Source organism: Pseudomonas sp. ES1, from assembly GCF_050586605.1.
Taxonomy (GTDB): domain Bacteria; phylum Pseudomonadota; class Gammaproteobacteria; order Pseudomonadales; family Pseudomonadaceae; genus Aquipseudomonas; species Aquipseudomonas sichuanensis.
The window spans coordinates 1-12844 of record NZ_JBOBDM010000047.1; the positions used below are offsets into that span (position 1 = coordinate 1).

Sequence of the window (12844 nt, forward strand, 5' to 3'; positions counted from 1 at the left end):
GAGGTTTGCCACTCGGCGGCGGATTAATTACCGCTGCTCCAACGTTGAGCAGAAACACCGCAAACCGCACAGACAACAGATGTCGTGCAAGAATGAAATCGTGAGCCGTAATACTTCATCAGCCTTTCACGACGTTGCAACAGCGACCACCGCTGCAACACCATGTCTACTACACGCCACCAACAATGAGCCACGGGACGTTAGTGTGGGCGGCATAGAAAATGTCGTACGTGTGTGCGAGGGCATACCGTATCCATACTCAGCGAAAGAATAATCCAACTCTCCCGACTCAGCCCGATAACAACCCAACATCGGAGCAGCGATAAGATCGGATCCCCCACAATAAATTCTATCTCCTGCCATCGTAGCAACTCTCCACTGGGAATCCACCTTAGGAATATGCAATGACTCGAAACGCTTTGTGATTTCTCCGGCCTCATCGATAGCCCATACAGTCGCAGCTCCGCGACGTGGATCATCAACCATAACATAGCCCAGCACCCTGAGACTATTATCGGAATGTAGCGCACACCCCCTGACAATTAATCCCTCAAGCTCAACTTTACCCGCACTGCCATAACTGAGGTCGACATCACCCGTTAATTCGAATGCACGGACAACAGACCATCTAGAATCACCAGGCGAGACGAAAACGCCTACTAGCCGTGCTCCGTGCACGGCAAGTTCTGTCAACACTCTCCCATATGAAAGATCATCGCGATTTCCTATAATTACGCCACCATCAGTACCAAACTTCTCATCGATCGCTCCGTTCGCATCGAGTCGCACTATCAGGCTTGCAAACTTGGCCTCAGATTCAAGGTAAGCGATCAGGTAGCAACCTCCATAGGGGTCGAAGACCGCCCCTTTGCAGGAGACCCGTTCAAACTCTGGATTTAGAGGAATGAAATGCGAAGCCAACAACCCATCTACATTCAGTAAGCCTTTATTTCCAAAGGTATCATCCAGCCTCCCCGCGCCATCCATGCATATCAAGTAAGCGACGTCTACCTCAGCCGACGCGGACAACGCATACGTGATTAATCTTCCTTCAGCGTCTATGAACGTCGACTTCGGGATCGTGTAGCCTCTCGACCCCAATTGAATTGTCAAGCTACCTCCTGTACCAAATGACTGTTCAACCACCCCCTTTTCGTCAAACATCGTAAACCCGGCTTTTTGCGAGCGACCACTATTAAGATAATTATAATAGCTAACGACATAGCTACCTTTACCTGCAGGGTAAGGTATCAGTGTCAACGCGTTTCCAGCGGGAACACCATCGATTTCAAACGACTTGACACCGGATTCGGCGAATCGTTTATCCAGACCCAGATCGGGGATAGGAAGAGGCGCTTCAGACGCGCTGGTCGAACTCGCACCAGGGCCAAAGTACAATTCTTTTTCTTCGATGTCTTTCATGAGATTTATCCTGTTGAATTGAACGTCATTACTGGACGCAGTATTCACACCTAGGAAAAGTATTTATCAATGCGAAAAGGCTTTATTCCAGGAGGGAGGGGTACGGATTTAGCATTCTCGCAAAAGCTCATTTACTTAAGCACACTTCCCTGATTGCCTAGTCCAGCTTCATGCAGTCGCACTACACCCTGATTGAAACGCTGCTCAAAAAGCTGCGCAACTGTCAAAAATGCTAGTTTTTATTGAGCACTGCGTGAGGCTGGTAGCGACTTACAGCTAGAGGGGGCATGCCAGTGAATAATGGTTCAAGCGCAAAAGAAAAAGCCCGCCATGCGGCGGGCTTTCGGTAATTCAAGCAGCGTTCAGAGCCCGGACATCTTCTTGATCGCACCCTTGAGGTCATCATCCGAGCAATCCGCGCAGGTGCCCTTCGGTGGCATGGCGTTGATCCCGGTGATGGCCTTGGCCAGGATGCCGTCGAGGCCGCCCTGGTGGTCGGCGCGTTCTTTCCAGGCCGCGGTGTCGCCGATCTTCGGCGCACCCAAAAGGCCACTGCCATGGCAGGCGTTGCAGTGCTTGGCGATGATGTCGTCCGGCGTCTTGGCACCGCCGCCGCCAGCGCTGGCGACCACTTCCATGCCCTTGCATTCCTGGCCCTGGACGCAGACTTGCCCAACCGGCGCCAGGCGCTTGGCGATCTCGTCGTTGGTCGCAGCGGTTGCGCTCATTGCCCAAAGGGCGAATACGGCTGCTGGTACGGCCAGCATCTTCTTGATTTGGTTCACACGTACACCCTCATGGTGGCTAATCACGCTCGCGGCCACGGTATAGCGAGCGTTGAAAAGTATAGCGGCACTCCTGAAAGCGTGGAACGACCACACTCGGGGAAAGGGTATTGGCGAATCAATGCACTGCGCTGGATCAAAAGTTCGACGGGGTGGCCGCGCTGATCAACCGGGCAGGCTCGGCGAACGGGTTGCGGAAACGGTGCGGGCGGGTGCTTTCGAAGTAGTAGCTGTCGCCGGCTTCGAGGATGAAGATCTCGGTGCCGACCACCAGTTCCAGGCGGCCTTCCAGGAGGATGCCGGTCTCTTCGCCGTCATGGGTGAGCATCTCTTCGCCGGTATCGGCGCCGGGCGGGTAGACCTCGTTGAGGAAGGCGATGGCACGGTTGGGGTGCGACTTGCCGACCAGCTTCATGGTCACCGCGCCGTCGGAGATGTCGATCAGCTCGTGGGCCTTGTAGACGATCTGCGTCGGGCTTTCCGGTGCCAGTTCGACCGAAAAGAACTCGACCATGGACATGGGGATGCCACTGAGCACCTTGCGCAGGGAGCTGATGGAGGGGCTCACGCTGTTCTTCTCGATCATCGAGATGGTGCTGTTGGTCACCCCGGCGCGTTTGGCGAGTTCGCGCTGGGACAGGCCCTTGAGCTTGCGGATGGCTTGCAGTCGTTCACCGACGTCCAAAGCGTGGGCCTCCAGGAAGGGGTCAGGTGGGGGATGTGTGAACGATATGATGGCAATGCCGTTCAGTATTTACAACACACCGCCCCGCAGCCTGTCCGCTTCGGCGCCTTATTCGCCGATATAGTCCCGCGGCACGCGCTTGAGATTGCAGAAGATCTGGTACGGGATGGTACCGGCCTGCAACGCCACGTCGCTGGCCAGCACCTGCTTGCCCCACAGCTCGACCGGGCTGCCGACGGTGGCCTCGGGCACCTCGGTGAGGTCGATGCAGAGCATGTCCATCGACACCCGGCCGATCAGTTGGGCGCGCTTGCCGGCGACCACCACAGGCGTGCCGGTGGGGGCCTGGCGCGGATAGCCGTCGGCATAGCCCATGGCGACTACGCCGACCCGGGTCGGGCGAGGGCTGACGAATTTGGCGCCATAGCCCACCGGCTCACCGGCCGGCAGTTCGCGCACGCTGATCACCCGCGATTGCAGGGTCATCACCGGTTGCAGGCGGGCGGCCTGGGCCTGCTCCACCTCGAACGGGGTGGCGCCATACAGCATGATGCCCGGGCGCACCCAGTCGCTCTTGATGTTCGGCCAGCCCAGCACCGCCGGCGAGTTGCGCAGGCTGCACTCGGCGCTAAGGCCCTGGCGGGCAGCTTCGAACACCGCCACCTGCTGCTCGGTGGCCGTGGCGTCGAGTTCGTCGGCACGGGCGAAGTGGCTCATCAGCACGATGCGCGACACCTTGCCGCTGGCCAGCAGGCGCTGGTAGGCGTTGTGGTAGTCCTTGGGGTGCACGCCAACCCGGTGCATGCCGGTGTCCATCTTCAGCCAGATGGTCAGCGGCTTGTGCACGGGGGTCTGTTCCAGCGCTTCGAGTTGCCACAGCGAATGCACCACGCACCACAGGTCGTGCTCGGCGATCAGTGCCAGCTCGCTGGCCTCGAAGAACCCTTCGAGCAGCAGCACCGGCGCCTTGATGCCGGCCGCGCGCAGCTCCAGGGCTTCCTCGATACAGGCCACGGCAAAACCGTCGGCCTCGGTTTCCAGGGCCAGGGCGCAACGCACCGCGCCATGGCCGTAGGCGTCGGCCTTGACCACGGCCAGGGCCTTGGCACCGGTCAGCTCACGGGCCAGGCGGTAGTTGTGACGGAGGGCTTGGAGGTCGATCAGGGCACGGGCGGGACGCATGGCGGCAGCCTTCTGGCAGTTCTGGTTATGTAGAAATCCCCGGCGCGGCAGATGGGGGTAGGTACCCACCGCACCGGGGTGAGGGAACAGGTCGATCAGTGTTTGCCCCTTCCCGGCTAAAGCCGCTTCCACAGAAATCGCGCTCTCTGTGGGAGCGGCTTTAACCGCGAAGGGGCCGGTACAGGCGCCCGCTTACTGGTGCGCCGGCGCCGGCTGGCCTTGGCTGGCAGCTTCGCGGCTGTTGCCGTAGCGCGAGATGTCCAGGCCTTCGGCGCTGATCTGCGGCTTCTTGCGGGCAATCAGGTCGGCCAGCAGGCGGCCGGAACCGCACGCCATGGTCCAGCCCAGGGTGCCGTGACCGGTGTTGAGGAACAGGTTACGGAACTTGGTGGCACCGACGATCGGCGTGCCGTCCGGGGTGGCCGGGCGCAGACCGGTCCAGAAGCTGGCCTGGCTCAGGTCGCCGCCGCGAGGATAAAGGTCGTTGACGATCATCTCCAGCGTTTCGCGTCGACGCGGGTTCAGCGACAGGTCAAAACCGGCGATCTCAGCCATGCCGCCAACACGGATACGGTTGTCGAAACGGGTGATCGCCACCTTGTAGGTTTCGTCGAGGATGGTCGAGGTCGGCGCCATGTCGCCATCGGTGATCGGCACAGTCAGCGAGTAGCCCTTGAGCGGGTATACCGGGGCCTTGATGCCCAGCGGCTTGAGCATCTGCGGCGAGTAGCTGCCCAGGGCCAGCACGTAGCGGTCGGCGGTTTCCAGCTTGCCGTCGATCCACACGCCGTTGATGCGGTCACCGGCGAAGTCCAGGCGCTGGATGTCCTGGCCGAAGCGGAACTCGACGCCCAGCTTGACGGCCATGTCGGCCAGCTTGGTGGTGAACAGCTGGCAGTCGCCGGTCTGGTCGTTGGGCAGGCGCAGGGCGCCAGCGAGGATATCCTTCACGCCGGCCAGGGCCGGCTCGACGCGGGCGATGCCGTCGCGGTCGAGCAGCTCGTAAGGCACGCCGGACTGCTCCAGCACGGCGATGTCCTTGGCCGCGGCATCCACCTGGGCCTGGGTGCGGAACAGCTGGGTGGTGCCCAGGCTGCGGTTCTCATAGGCGATGCCGGTTTCGGCACGCAGCTCGTCGAGGCAGTCGCGGCTGTACTCGGACAGGCGCACCATGCGCTCCTTGTTCACCGCGTAGCGGCTGGCGGTGCAGTTGCGCAGCATCTGCGCCATCCACAGGTACTGGTCGACGTCGCCGGTGAGCTTGATGGCCAGTGGGGCGTGGCGCTCCAGCAGCCACTTGATGGCCTTGAGCGGCACGCCTGGCGCGGCCCACGGCGAGGCATAGCCGGGCGAGATCTGGCCTGCGTTGGCAAAGCTGGTTTCCATGGCCACCGCCGGCTGGCGGTCGACCACCGTGACTTCGAAACCTTGCCGGGCCAGATAGTAGGCACTGGCGGTTCCGATCACACCGCTACCTAGTACCAGTACTCGCATTGTTCATCCCTCGCACGCGGCTCGCCGCAGTCTTTTGTTGATATGGCATGGATGCGCGCATTGTATGAAGGACAGCCCAGTGCAATTCACTATATAAACGCCTATATTTGGCGAGAATTCTTGGCAAAATCGCCTTTGACGGAGGGGCATCCCCTATGAGAACCCAGCACCAGAGCAAGCGTGAACTGGACAAGATCGACCGCAATATCCTGCGCATCCTGCAGAATGACGGCCGTATCTCGTTCACCGAACTGGGCGAGAAAGTCGGGCTGTCGACCACCCCCTGCACCGAGCGCGTGCGCCGCCTGGAGCGCGAAGGGATCATCATGGGCTACAACGCCCGGCTCAATCCGCAGCACCTCAAGGGCAGCCTGCTGGTGTTCGTCGAGATCAGCCTGGACTACAAGTCCGGCGACACCTTCGAAGAGTTCCGCCGCGCCGTGCTCAAGTTGCCCCACGTGCTGGAATGCCACCTGGTGTCGGGCGATTTCGACTACCTGGTGAAGGCGCGTATCTCGGAAATGGCCTCGTACCGCAAGCTGCTGGGCGACATCCTGCTGAAGCTGCCGCACGTGCGCGAGTCGAAGAGCTACATCGTGATGGAAGAAGTGAAAGAGAGCCTGTGCCTGCCGATTCCGGACTGAGGCGTCAGACCAGCACTTGGCGGGTGCTGGCGATATAGCTGTGGACCAGTTGTTCGGCCGCCGGGTCGATCGGCTGCTCAGGCCCGCGGCCACGCGGGCAGGCCAGGCGCGGGGTGGTGCCGAACAGGCGGCAGATCATCGGGCGTTCTTCGTAGACGGTGCAGCCGTTGGGGCCCAGGTGCACGCAGTTCAGATGCTCCAGGGCCACTTCCTGCTCGGCCTGGGTCTTGCGCGGCAGGCGGGCCATTTCTTCGGCCGAGGTGGTGACCGGGCCGCAGCAATCGTGGCAGCCGGGTACGCACTCGAACGAGGGAATGAGTTCGCGCAGGAAGTGGATCTTGTGGCGGTTGCAGGACATGGGCGGCGTATCTGTAGGATGTGCGGCGGATTATAGGGCCAATCGCCGGCAAGCCGGCTCCCACAAGGATCAGTGGTGGCCTGTGGGAGCCGGCTTGCCGGCGATGAGGCCAGTTGCCTATCCTCCCTCTTTCGCCTAAGCCCCGGGAATCGACAGATGATCCACAGCGCGCAGCACGCCGCCTCCTACTACGCCGCCAGTAGCGCGCCACACTCCGACCATCCGTACCTGCAGGGCGAGCACAGCGCCGACGTGTGCATCGTCGGCGGTGGCTATTCGGGCCTGAACACCGCCATCGAACTGGCCGAGCGCGGCCTGTCGGTGATCCTCCTGGAGGCCCGCAAGCTTGGCTGGGGCGCCAGCGGGCGCAACGGCGGGCAACTGATTCGCGGGGTCGGCCATGGCCTGGAGCAGTTCCTCCCGGTGATCGGCGAGGACGGCGTGCGCAGCATGCGCTTGATGGGCCTGGAGGCCGTGGAGATCGTCCGTGAGCGGGTCGAGCGCCACGCCATCGACTGCGACCTGACCTGGGGCTACTGCGACCTGGCCAACAAACCCGCCGAGCTTGCGGGTTTTGCCGAGGACGCCGAAGAACTGCGCAGCCTGGGCTATCGCCATGAACTGCGCCTGGTGCAGCCCGGCGACATGCATTCGGTGGTGGGCTCCGACCGCTATGTCGGCGGCCTGATCGACATGGGCTCGGGGCACCTGCACCCGCTCAACCTGGCGCTCGGTGAAGCGGCTGCCGCCAGCCGCCTGGGCGTGCAGTTGTTCGAGCAATCGGAAGTCACCCGCATCGAGTACGGCCCTGAAGTGAAGGTGCACACCGCCCAGGGCCGGGTCCGCGCCAAGACCCTGGTGCTGTGCTGCAACGCCTACCACAACGACCTCAACCGCGAACTGGGCGGCAAGGTGCTGCCGGCCGGTAGCTACATCATCGCCACCGAGCCGCTGGGCGAGGAGCGTGCACGCCAGCTGCTGCCGCAGAACATGGCGGTGTGCGACCAGCGCGTGGCCCTGGACTACTACCGGTTGTCCGCCGACCATCGCCTGCTGTTCGGCGGTGCCTGCCACTACTCCGGGCGCGACCCGCAGGACATCGCCGCCTACATGCGACCGAAGATGCTCAAGGTGTTCCCGCAACTGGCCGACGTGCGCATCGACTACCAGTGGGGCGGGATGATCGGCATCGGCGCCAACCGCCTGCCGCAGATCGGCCGCCTGGCCGGGCAGCCGAACGTCTATTACGCCCAGGCCTACTCCGGGCATGGGGTGAACGCCACCCACCTGGCCGGGCGCCTGCTCGGCGAAGCCATCAGCGGCCAGCAGAGCGGGCGTTTCGACCTGTTCGCCAAGGTGCCGCACCCGACCTTCCCCGGCGGCAAGCTGATGCGCTCGCCGCTGTTGGCATTGGGGATGTTGTGGTACAGGCTCAAAGAGCTGGTGTGATCGGGTATCGGGCCCTATCGCCGGCAAGCCGGCTCCCACAGGGACTGCGCAAGCTCATGATGCTCGCTACCCTGTGGGAGCCGGCTTGCCGGCGATAGGGCCAACCCTGACAACCCAATACCTTGATCCCTCAATCCCTCCAGAACGGCTTGCGCGCCTCGTGGCACGCCTGCTCCCAGGTCAGCCCGATATCGCGCAGCTGGTAGTCCTCCAGCTGCAGCAAGGCCCTGCGGGTGCGCCAGCGATGCAGCATGAGCCCCCAGCGCCCGAGCCCCGCCGGAGCGCTGTAAACCTTGGGCCGCTGCCCCGCCTCCAGTTCCGTGGCCAACAGTTGCAACCGTACATCGCTCATGCCACCCATTACCGCACCCTCCAGATCACGTCATAGCGTGCAGAAAGCATGCGCGTGCGAGCCATGAGCAATACAGATCCAACACAGATTTATTATTTCCATACAGAATTGGCGGAAGGCCCGCTGAATGGAGTATTTTCCTACAATCTGTATCGGTCCCACCCCACAAGATATTCAGGAGTATGCCGTGACCCTCTACCTCAACCTGGCCGAACTGCTCGGGTCGCGCATCGAGCAGGGCCTGTACCGGCCGGGCCAACGCCTGCCCTCGGTCCGCGCCCTGAGCACCGAGCACGGGGTCAGCCTGAGTACCGTGCAACAGGCCTACCGCCTGCTGGAGGACAACGGCCTGGTGTCGCCACGGCCCAAGTCCGGCTACTTCGTCGCCGAGGACCGCAACCTCCCTGCCCTGCCCGACATCAGCCGCCCGGCGCAACGGCCTGTGGATATCTCCCAGTGGGAACAGGTGCTGGAACTGATACGCGCCACCCCGCGCCCGGAAGTGATCCAGCTGGGCCGTGGCATGCCGGATGTCGACAGCCCCACGCTCAAGCCGCTGCTGCGCAGCCTGGCGCAGCTCAGCCGGCGCCAGGACATGCCCGGCCTGTACTACGACAACATCCACGGCAATGCCCAACTGCGTGAGCAGATCGCCCGGCTGATGCTCGATTCCGGCTGCCGCCTGGGCCCGGCCGACCTGGTGGTGACCACCGGCTGCCACGAGGCGCTGTCGTGCAGCATCCGCGCGGTGTGCCAACCCGGGGACATCGTCGCGGTCGACTCGCCGAGCTTCCACGGCGCCATGCAGACCCTCAAGGGCCTGGGCATGAAGGCGCTGGAAATCCCCACCGACCCGATCACCGGCATCAGCCTCGAAGCGCTGGAGCTGGCCCTGGAGCAGTGGCCGATCAAACTCATCCAGATCACCCCCAACTGCAACAACCCGCTGGGCTACATCATGCCCGAGGCGCGCAAGAAGGCCTTGCTCACCCTCGCCCAGCGCTACGACGTGGCGATCCTCGAAGACGATGTGTATGGCGACCTGGCCTACACCTACCCGCGCCCACCCACCATCAAGTCGTTCGACGACGATGGCCGGGTGCTGCTGTGCAGTTCGTTCTCCAAGACCCTGGCACCGGGCCTGCGTATCGGCTGGGTAGCGCCGGGGCGCTACCTGGAGCGGGTGCTGCACATGAAGTACATCAGTACCGGCAGCACCGCCTGCCAGCCGCAACTGGCCATTGCCGACTTCATCGCCGAGGGCCACTACCAGCCCCACCTGCGGCGCATGCGCAGCCAGTACCAGCGCGGCCGCGACCAGATGTGCGACTGGGTGACCCGTTATTTCCCGCCGGGCACCCGCGCCAGCCGGCCCCAGGGCGGCTTCATGCTGTGGGTGGAGTTGGCGGAAAGTTTCGATACGTTGCGCCTGAACCGGGCTTTACTGGAGCAGGGCGTGCAGATCGCCGTGGGCAGCATCTTCTCGGCCTCAGGCAAGTACCGCAATTGCCTGCGCATGAACTTCGCCGCGCGGCCGACGCCGCAGATCGAAGCCGCGGTGCGCAAGGTGGGGGAAACCGCCCATCGTCTACTGGCGGCCGAACAGGCTGCCGGGTAACGTTGCGCCGCCCGCCACGGTCCAACCCCATAAGCCCCTGTCGCACAGGACGATTCACCCTTGAGACGCCAGCCAGCCCTGCCCCTGCTGCTGGTGCTGCTGCTCGGCCTGTCAGGCTGCGCCAGCACCGCTACACCCCGTGATGTCAGCCAGGCGCTGCCGGCCAGCGAGTCGGCGTTCGGCCGCTCGGTGCAGCGCCAGGCCGCGCCCTACGAGGGGCGTTCGGGTTTTCGCCTGCTGCCCAACAGCAACGAGGCCTTCCGCGCCCGCGCCGAGCTGATCCGCAACGCCCAGGCCAGCATCGACCTGCAGTACTACATCGTCCACGACGGCCTCAGTACCCGCGCACTGGTGCACGAACTGCTGCGCGCCGCCGACCGCGGCGTGCGCGTGCGCATCCTGCTCGACGACACCACCAGCGACGGCCTGGACACCATCATGGGCACCCTGGATGCCCATCCGAACATCCAGATCCGCGTGTTCAACCCGCTGCACCTGGGCCGCAGCACCGGCGTGACCCGCGCCGCGGGCCGGCTGTTCAACCTGTCGCGCCAGCACCGACGCATGCACAACAAGCTGTTCCTGGTGGACAACAGCATGGCCATCGTCGGCGGGCGCAACCTGGGCGACGAATACTTCGACGCCGAGCCCAACCTCAACTTCACCGACATCGACCTGTTGGGGGTAGGCCCGGTGGCCGAGCAACTCGGGCACGGCTTCGACCAGTACTGGAACAGCGCCCTGAGCCGGCCGATCGGCGATTACCTGTGGTGGCAGCCCGATGCCGAAGACCTGCGCGCCAGCCGCCAGCGCCTGGAAGTGTCCCTGGCCGAGGCACGCATCAAGCGCAAAGCCCTTTACGACCGGCTGATGGCCTACCAGGCACAGCCACGTCTGGACGTATGGCGCAACGAGCTGATCTGGGCGCACAGCCAGGCGCTGTGGGACGCGCCGAGCAAAGTGCTGGCCGATGACGAACCCGACCCACAACTGCTGATGAGCCAGCAACTGGCGCCGGACCTGAACAGCGTGCGACACGAGCTGATCCTGGTGTCGGCCTACTTCGTGCCGGGTGAGCCGGGCTTGCTGTACCTGACCAGCCATGCGGACGCCGGTACCTCGGTCAAGCTGCTGACCAATTCGCTGGAGGCCACCGACGTACCGGCGGTACACGGCGGTTACGCGCCCTACCGCCGCGCCCTGCTCGAACATGGCGTGCAGTTGTACGAGATGCGTCGCCAGCCCGGCGACCGCAGTGCCCGGCGCGGCCTGAGCCTGCACGGCAGCTCCGACTCGAGCCTGCACAGCAAGGCGATGGTGTTCGACAGGCGCAAGACGTTCATCGGCTCGTTCAACTTCGACCCGCGTTCGGTGCTGTGGAACACCGAGGTCGGCGTGCTGGTGGACAGCCCGGAGTTGGCCGAGTACACCCGCGACCTGGCGGTACAAGGCATGGCGCCGGCGTTGAGCTACCAGCCAAAGCTGGTGGGCGGGAAGCTGGTGTGGGTCACCGAGGACAATGGCCAGCGGCATATGCTGCTGACCGAGCCGGGTGGCTGGTGGCGGCGGTTCAATGCCTGGATCAGCAAGGCGGTGGGGCTGGAGAAGATGCTGTAGGGCCTATCGCGGGCTTGCCCCGCGATAGCAATCGATCAGGCAGACGCTGGCTCGAAGGCATCCTTGCGCCGAGTCAACACCACCAACCCCGCTGCCCCCACCGCCATCAGCAGCAGCAACGCATGCCCACTGACCCACTGGCTACCCGCCCCGGCCAGCAGCGGCCCGAGCAGGCAACCGATACCCCACAACTGCGCCACGTGGGCATTGGCCCGCACCAGCTCATCATCACGATAGCGCTCGCCGATCAACACCAGCGACAGGGTGAACAACCCTCCCGCACTGGCCCCGAACAGCACCCACAAGGGCCAGATCAGCGGCGTGTGCAGCAGCAGCGGGATGGCCAGGCTCGAGACCAGCAGGGTCAGCGCGCAGCCACTGAACAACGTGCGTCGCGACATGCGATCAGCCAGCGCCCCGATCGGCAACTGCAACACCGCATCGCCCACCACCACGGTGCTGACCATGAACAGCGCCACTTCCGTGGTGAAGCCCTGCTGCAGGCAATACACCGGCAGCAGGGTGAGGATCATGGCCTCGAAAGCGGCGAACAGGGCGATGGCCCAGGCAATGACCGGCAGCCGCCGGCAGAAGGCGAACAGGTCGAAGAAGGTAACGCTGCACGCCTCGGTGCTGGGTGCGCCGCTACGGCCAATGAGGATCAGCGGGGCAACCAGCAGCAGCCCGGTCGCCGCCCAGAAACCGAAGTCATCGTTGGAACCGAGAAAACCCAGCACCATCGGCCCGGCCAGCTGACTCAGGGCGTAGCTGCTGCCATACAGCGCCACCAGCCGCCCGCGCCATTGCTCGACCACCAGCTGGTTGATCCAGCTTTCGCCGAGGATGAACACCACGGTCAGCGACATGCCGATCAGCAGGCGCAGCGCCAGCCACAGCGGGTAACTGGGCAGCAACGCCACCAGGCCGATCGACAGCGCCCCGCCCCACAGGCACAGGCGCATGGCGGCCGGTACACCGACCCAACCGGCCAGGCGGCTAGCCACGGCGGCGCCGACCAGCACGCCCAGCGCTGGCATCGCCGCCATCACGCCGATGGCGAACCCACCGTAACCCCAGCCCTCCAGGCGCAGGGACACCAGCGGCATGCTCACGCCGAGCGCGAGCCCGACACTGAGCACCGACGCCAGCACGGCAAAATAGGTTCCCCAACGCATGGTGGCCTCCCGGGCAGTCAAATCAGGCAGAAAGCATCGCGGGGCAAGCCCGCTCCCACGCCG

General features: G+C 63.7%; 12 protein-coding genes. 4 read left to right on the top strand and 8 right to left on the bottom strand.

The genetic code is table 11. The features are described from left to right. Positions 1–126: 126 nt before the first annotated feature. The 5 genes from ACQ4N9_RS18865 to dadA all read right to left on the bottom strand — a co-directional run bounded on the left by ACQ4N9_RS18865 (position 127) and on the right by dadA (position 5568). Positions 127–1422: a hypothetical protein gene (locus ACQ4N9_RS18865; RefSeq protein WP_390969515.1), complete on the bottom strand. Its 1296-nt coding sequence runs from the start codon at positions 1420–1422 to the stop codon at positions 127–129. Between the two features lie 362 nt (positions 1423–1784). Next, positions 1785–2189, bottom strand: coding sequence for a c-type cytochrome (locus ACQ4N9_RS18870; protein ID WP_110992137.1), 405 nt, complete (start codon positions 2187–2189; stop codon positions 1785–1787). A gap of 154 nt (positions 2190–2343) precedes the next feature. Beyond that, positions 2344–2892, bottom strand: a complete 549-nt coding sequence (locus ACQ4N9_RS18875; protein ID WP_110992018.1) for a cupin domain-containing protein — start codon at positions 2890–2892, stop codon at positions 2344–2346. Between the two features lie 108 nt (positions 2893–3000). Next, positions 3001–4074 carry an alanine racemase gene (alr, locus tag ACQ4N9_RS18880; protein ID WP_390969517.1) on the bottom strand — a complete coding sequence of 358 codons (1074 nt, stop codon included), beginning with the start codon at positions 4072–4074 and terminating at the stop codon, positions 3001–3003. Positions 4075–4266: 192 nt separating this feature from the next. Continuing rightward, a complete protein-coding gene (dadA, locus tag ACQ4N9_RS18885; protein WP_390969519.1) occupies positions 4267–5568 on the bottom strand; it encodes a D-amino acid dehydrogenase in 1302 nt (433 codons plus the stop codon). A 155-nt stretch (positions 5569–5723) separates the two neighbouring features. Here dadA and dadR point away from each other — a divergent pair, with 155 nt between their 5' ends. Next, the gene (gene dadR, locus ACQ4N9_RS18890) at positions 5724–6212 is read left to right on the top strand and encodes a transcriptional regulator DadR (RefSeq protein WP_003258963.1); all 489 of its coding nucleotides are present in this window, start codon (positions 5724–5726) and stop codon (positions 6210–6212) included. Between the two features lie 4 nt (positions 6213–6216). Here dadR and ACQ4N9_RS18895 read toward each other — a convergent pair whose 3' ends face one another. After that, positions 6217–6570, bottom strand: a complete 354-nt coding sequence (locus ACQ4N9_RS18895) for a YkgJ family cysteine cluster protein (RefSeq protein ID WP_390969521.1) — start codon at positions 6568–6570, stop codon at positions 6217–6219. 156 nt (positions 6571–6726) lie between these two features. Here ACQ4N9_RS18895 and ACQ4N9_RS18900 point away from each other — a divergent pair, with 156 nt between their 5' ends. Continuing rightward, complete coding sequence (locus ACQ4N9_RS18900; protein ID WP_390969523.1) at positions 6727–8019, top strand: NAD(P)/FAD-dependent oxidoreductase; 1293 nt, start codon at positions 6727–6729, stop codon at positions 8017–8019. A gap of 130 nt (positions 8020–8149) precedes the next feature. Here ACQ4N9_RS18900 and ACQ4N9_RS18905 read toward each other — a convergent pair whose 3' ends face one another. Further along, a complete protein-coding gene (locus ACQ4N9_RS18905) occupies positions 8150–8380 on the bottom strand; it encodes a DUF1127 domain-containing protein (RefSeq protein ID WP_125861103.1) in 231 nt (76 codons plus the stop codon). A 178-nt stretch (positions 8381–8558) separates the two neighbouring features. Here ACQ4N9_RS18905 and ACQ4N9_RS18910 point away from each other — a divergent pair, with 178 nt between their 5' ends. Together ACQ4N9_RS18910 and ACQ4N9_RS18915 are read left to right on the top strand one after the other, a co-directional pair. Beyond that, a complete protein-coding gene (locus ACQ4N9_RS18910) occupies positions 8559–9989 on the top strand; it encodes a PLP-dependent aminotransferase family protein (protein WP_390969525.1) in 1431 nt (476 codons plus the stop codon). Between the two features lie 60 nt (positions 9990–10049). Continuing rightward, a complete protein-coding gene (locus tag ACQ4N9_RS18915; RefSeq protein WP_390969527.1) occupies positions 10050–11606 on the top strand; it encodes a phospholipase D family protein in 1557 nt (518 codons plus the stop codon). A gap of 35 nt (positions 11607–11641) precedes the next feature. On the opposite strand, the gene ACQ4N9_RS18920 is transcribed toward ACQ4N9_RS18915, so the two are convergent. After that, positions 11642–12781, bottom strand: coding sequence for an MFS transporter (locus ACQ4N9_RS18920; RefSeq protein WP_390969529.1), 1140 nt, complete (start codon positions 12779–12781; stop codon positions 11642–11644). Between the last annotated feature and the right edge of the window lie 63 nt (positions 12782–12844).

Bases quoted from the DNA above. Each gene is read 5' to 3' on its own strand.
- ACQ4N9_RS18870 (WP_110992137.1), bottom strand. From the start codon at position 2,189: ATGCTGGCCGTACCAGCAGCCGTATTCGCCCTTTGGGCAATGAGCGCA.
- ACQ4N9_RS18920 (WP_390969529.1), bottom strand. From the start codon at position 12,781: ATGCGTTGGGGAACCTATTTTGCCGTGCTGGCGTCGGTGCTCAGTGTC.
- ACQ4N9_RS18905 (WP_125861103.1), bottom strand. From the start codon at position 8,380: ATGGGTGGCATGAGCGATGTACGGTTGCAACTGTTGGCCACGGAACTG.
- dadR (WP_003258963.1), top strand. From the start codon at position 5,724: ATGAGAACCCAGCACCAGAGCAAGCGTGAACTGGACAAGATCGACCGC.
- ACQ4N9_RS18865 (WP_390969515.1), bottom strand. From the start codon at position 1,422: ATGAAAGACATCGAAGAAAAAGAATTGTACTTTGGCCCTGGTGCGAGT.
- dadA (WP_390969519.1), bottom strand. From the start codon at position 5,568: ATGCGAGTACTGGTACTAGGTAGCGGTGTGATCGGAACCGCCAGTGCC.
- ACQ4N9_RS18900 (WP_390969523.1), top strand. From the start codon at position 6,727: ATGATCCACAGCGCGCAGCACGCCGCCTCCTACTACGCCGCCAGTAGC.
- ACQ4N9_RS18895 (WP_390969521.1), bottom strand. From the start codon at position 6,570: ATGTCCTGCAACCGCCACAAGATCCACTTCCTGCGCGAACTCATTCCC.
- alr (WP_390969517.1), bottom strand. From the start codon at position 4,074: ATGCGTCCCGCCCGTGCCCTGATCGACCTCCAAGCCCTCCGTCACAAC.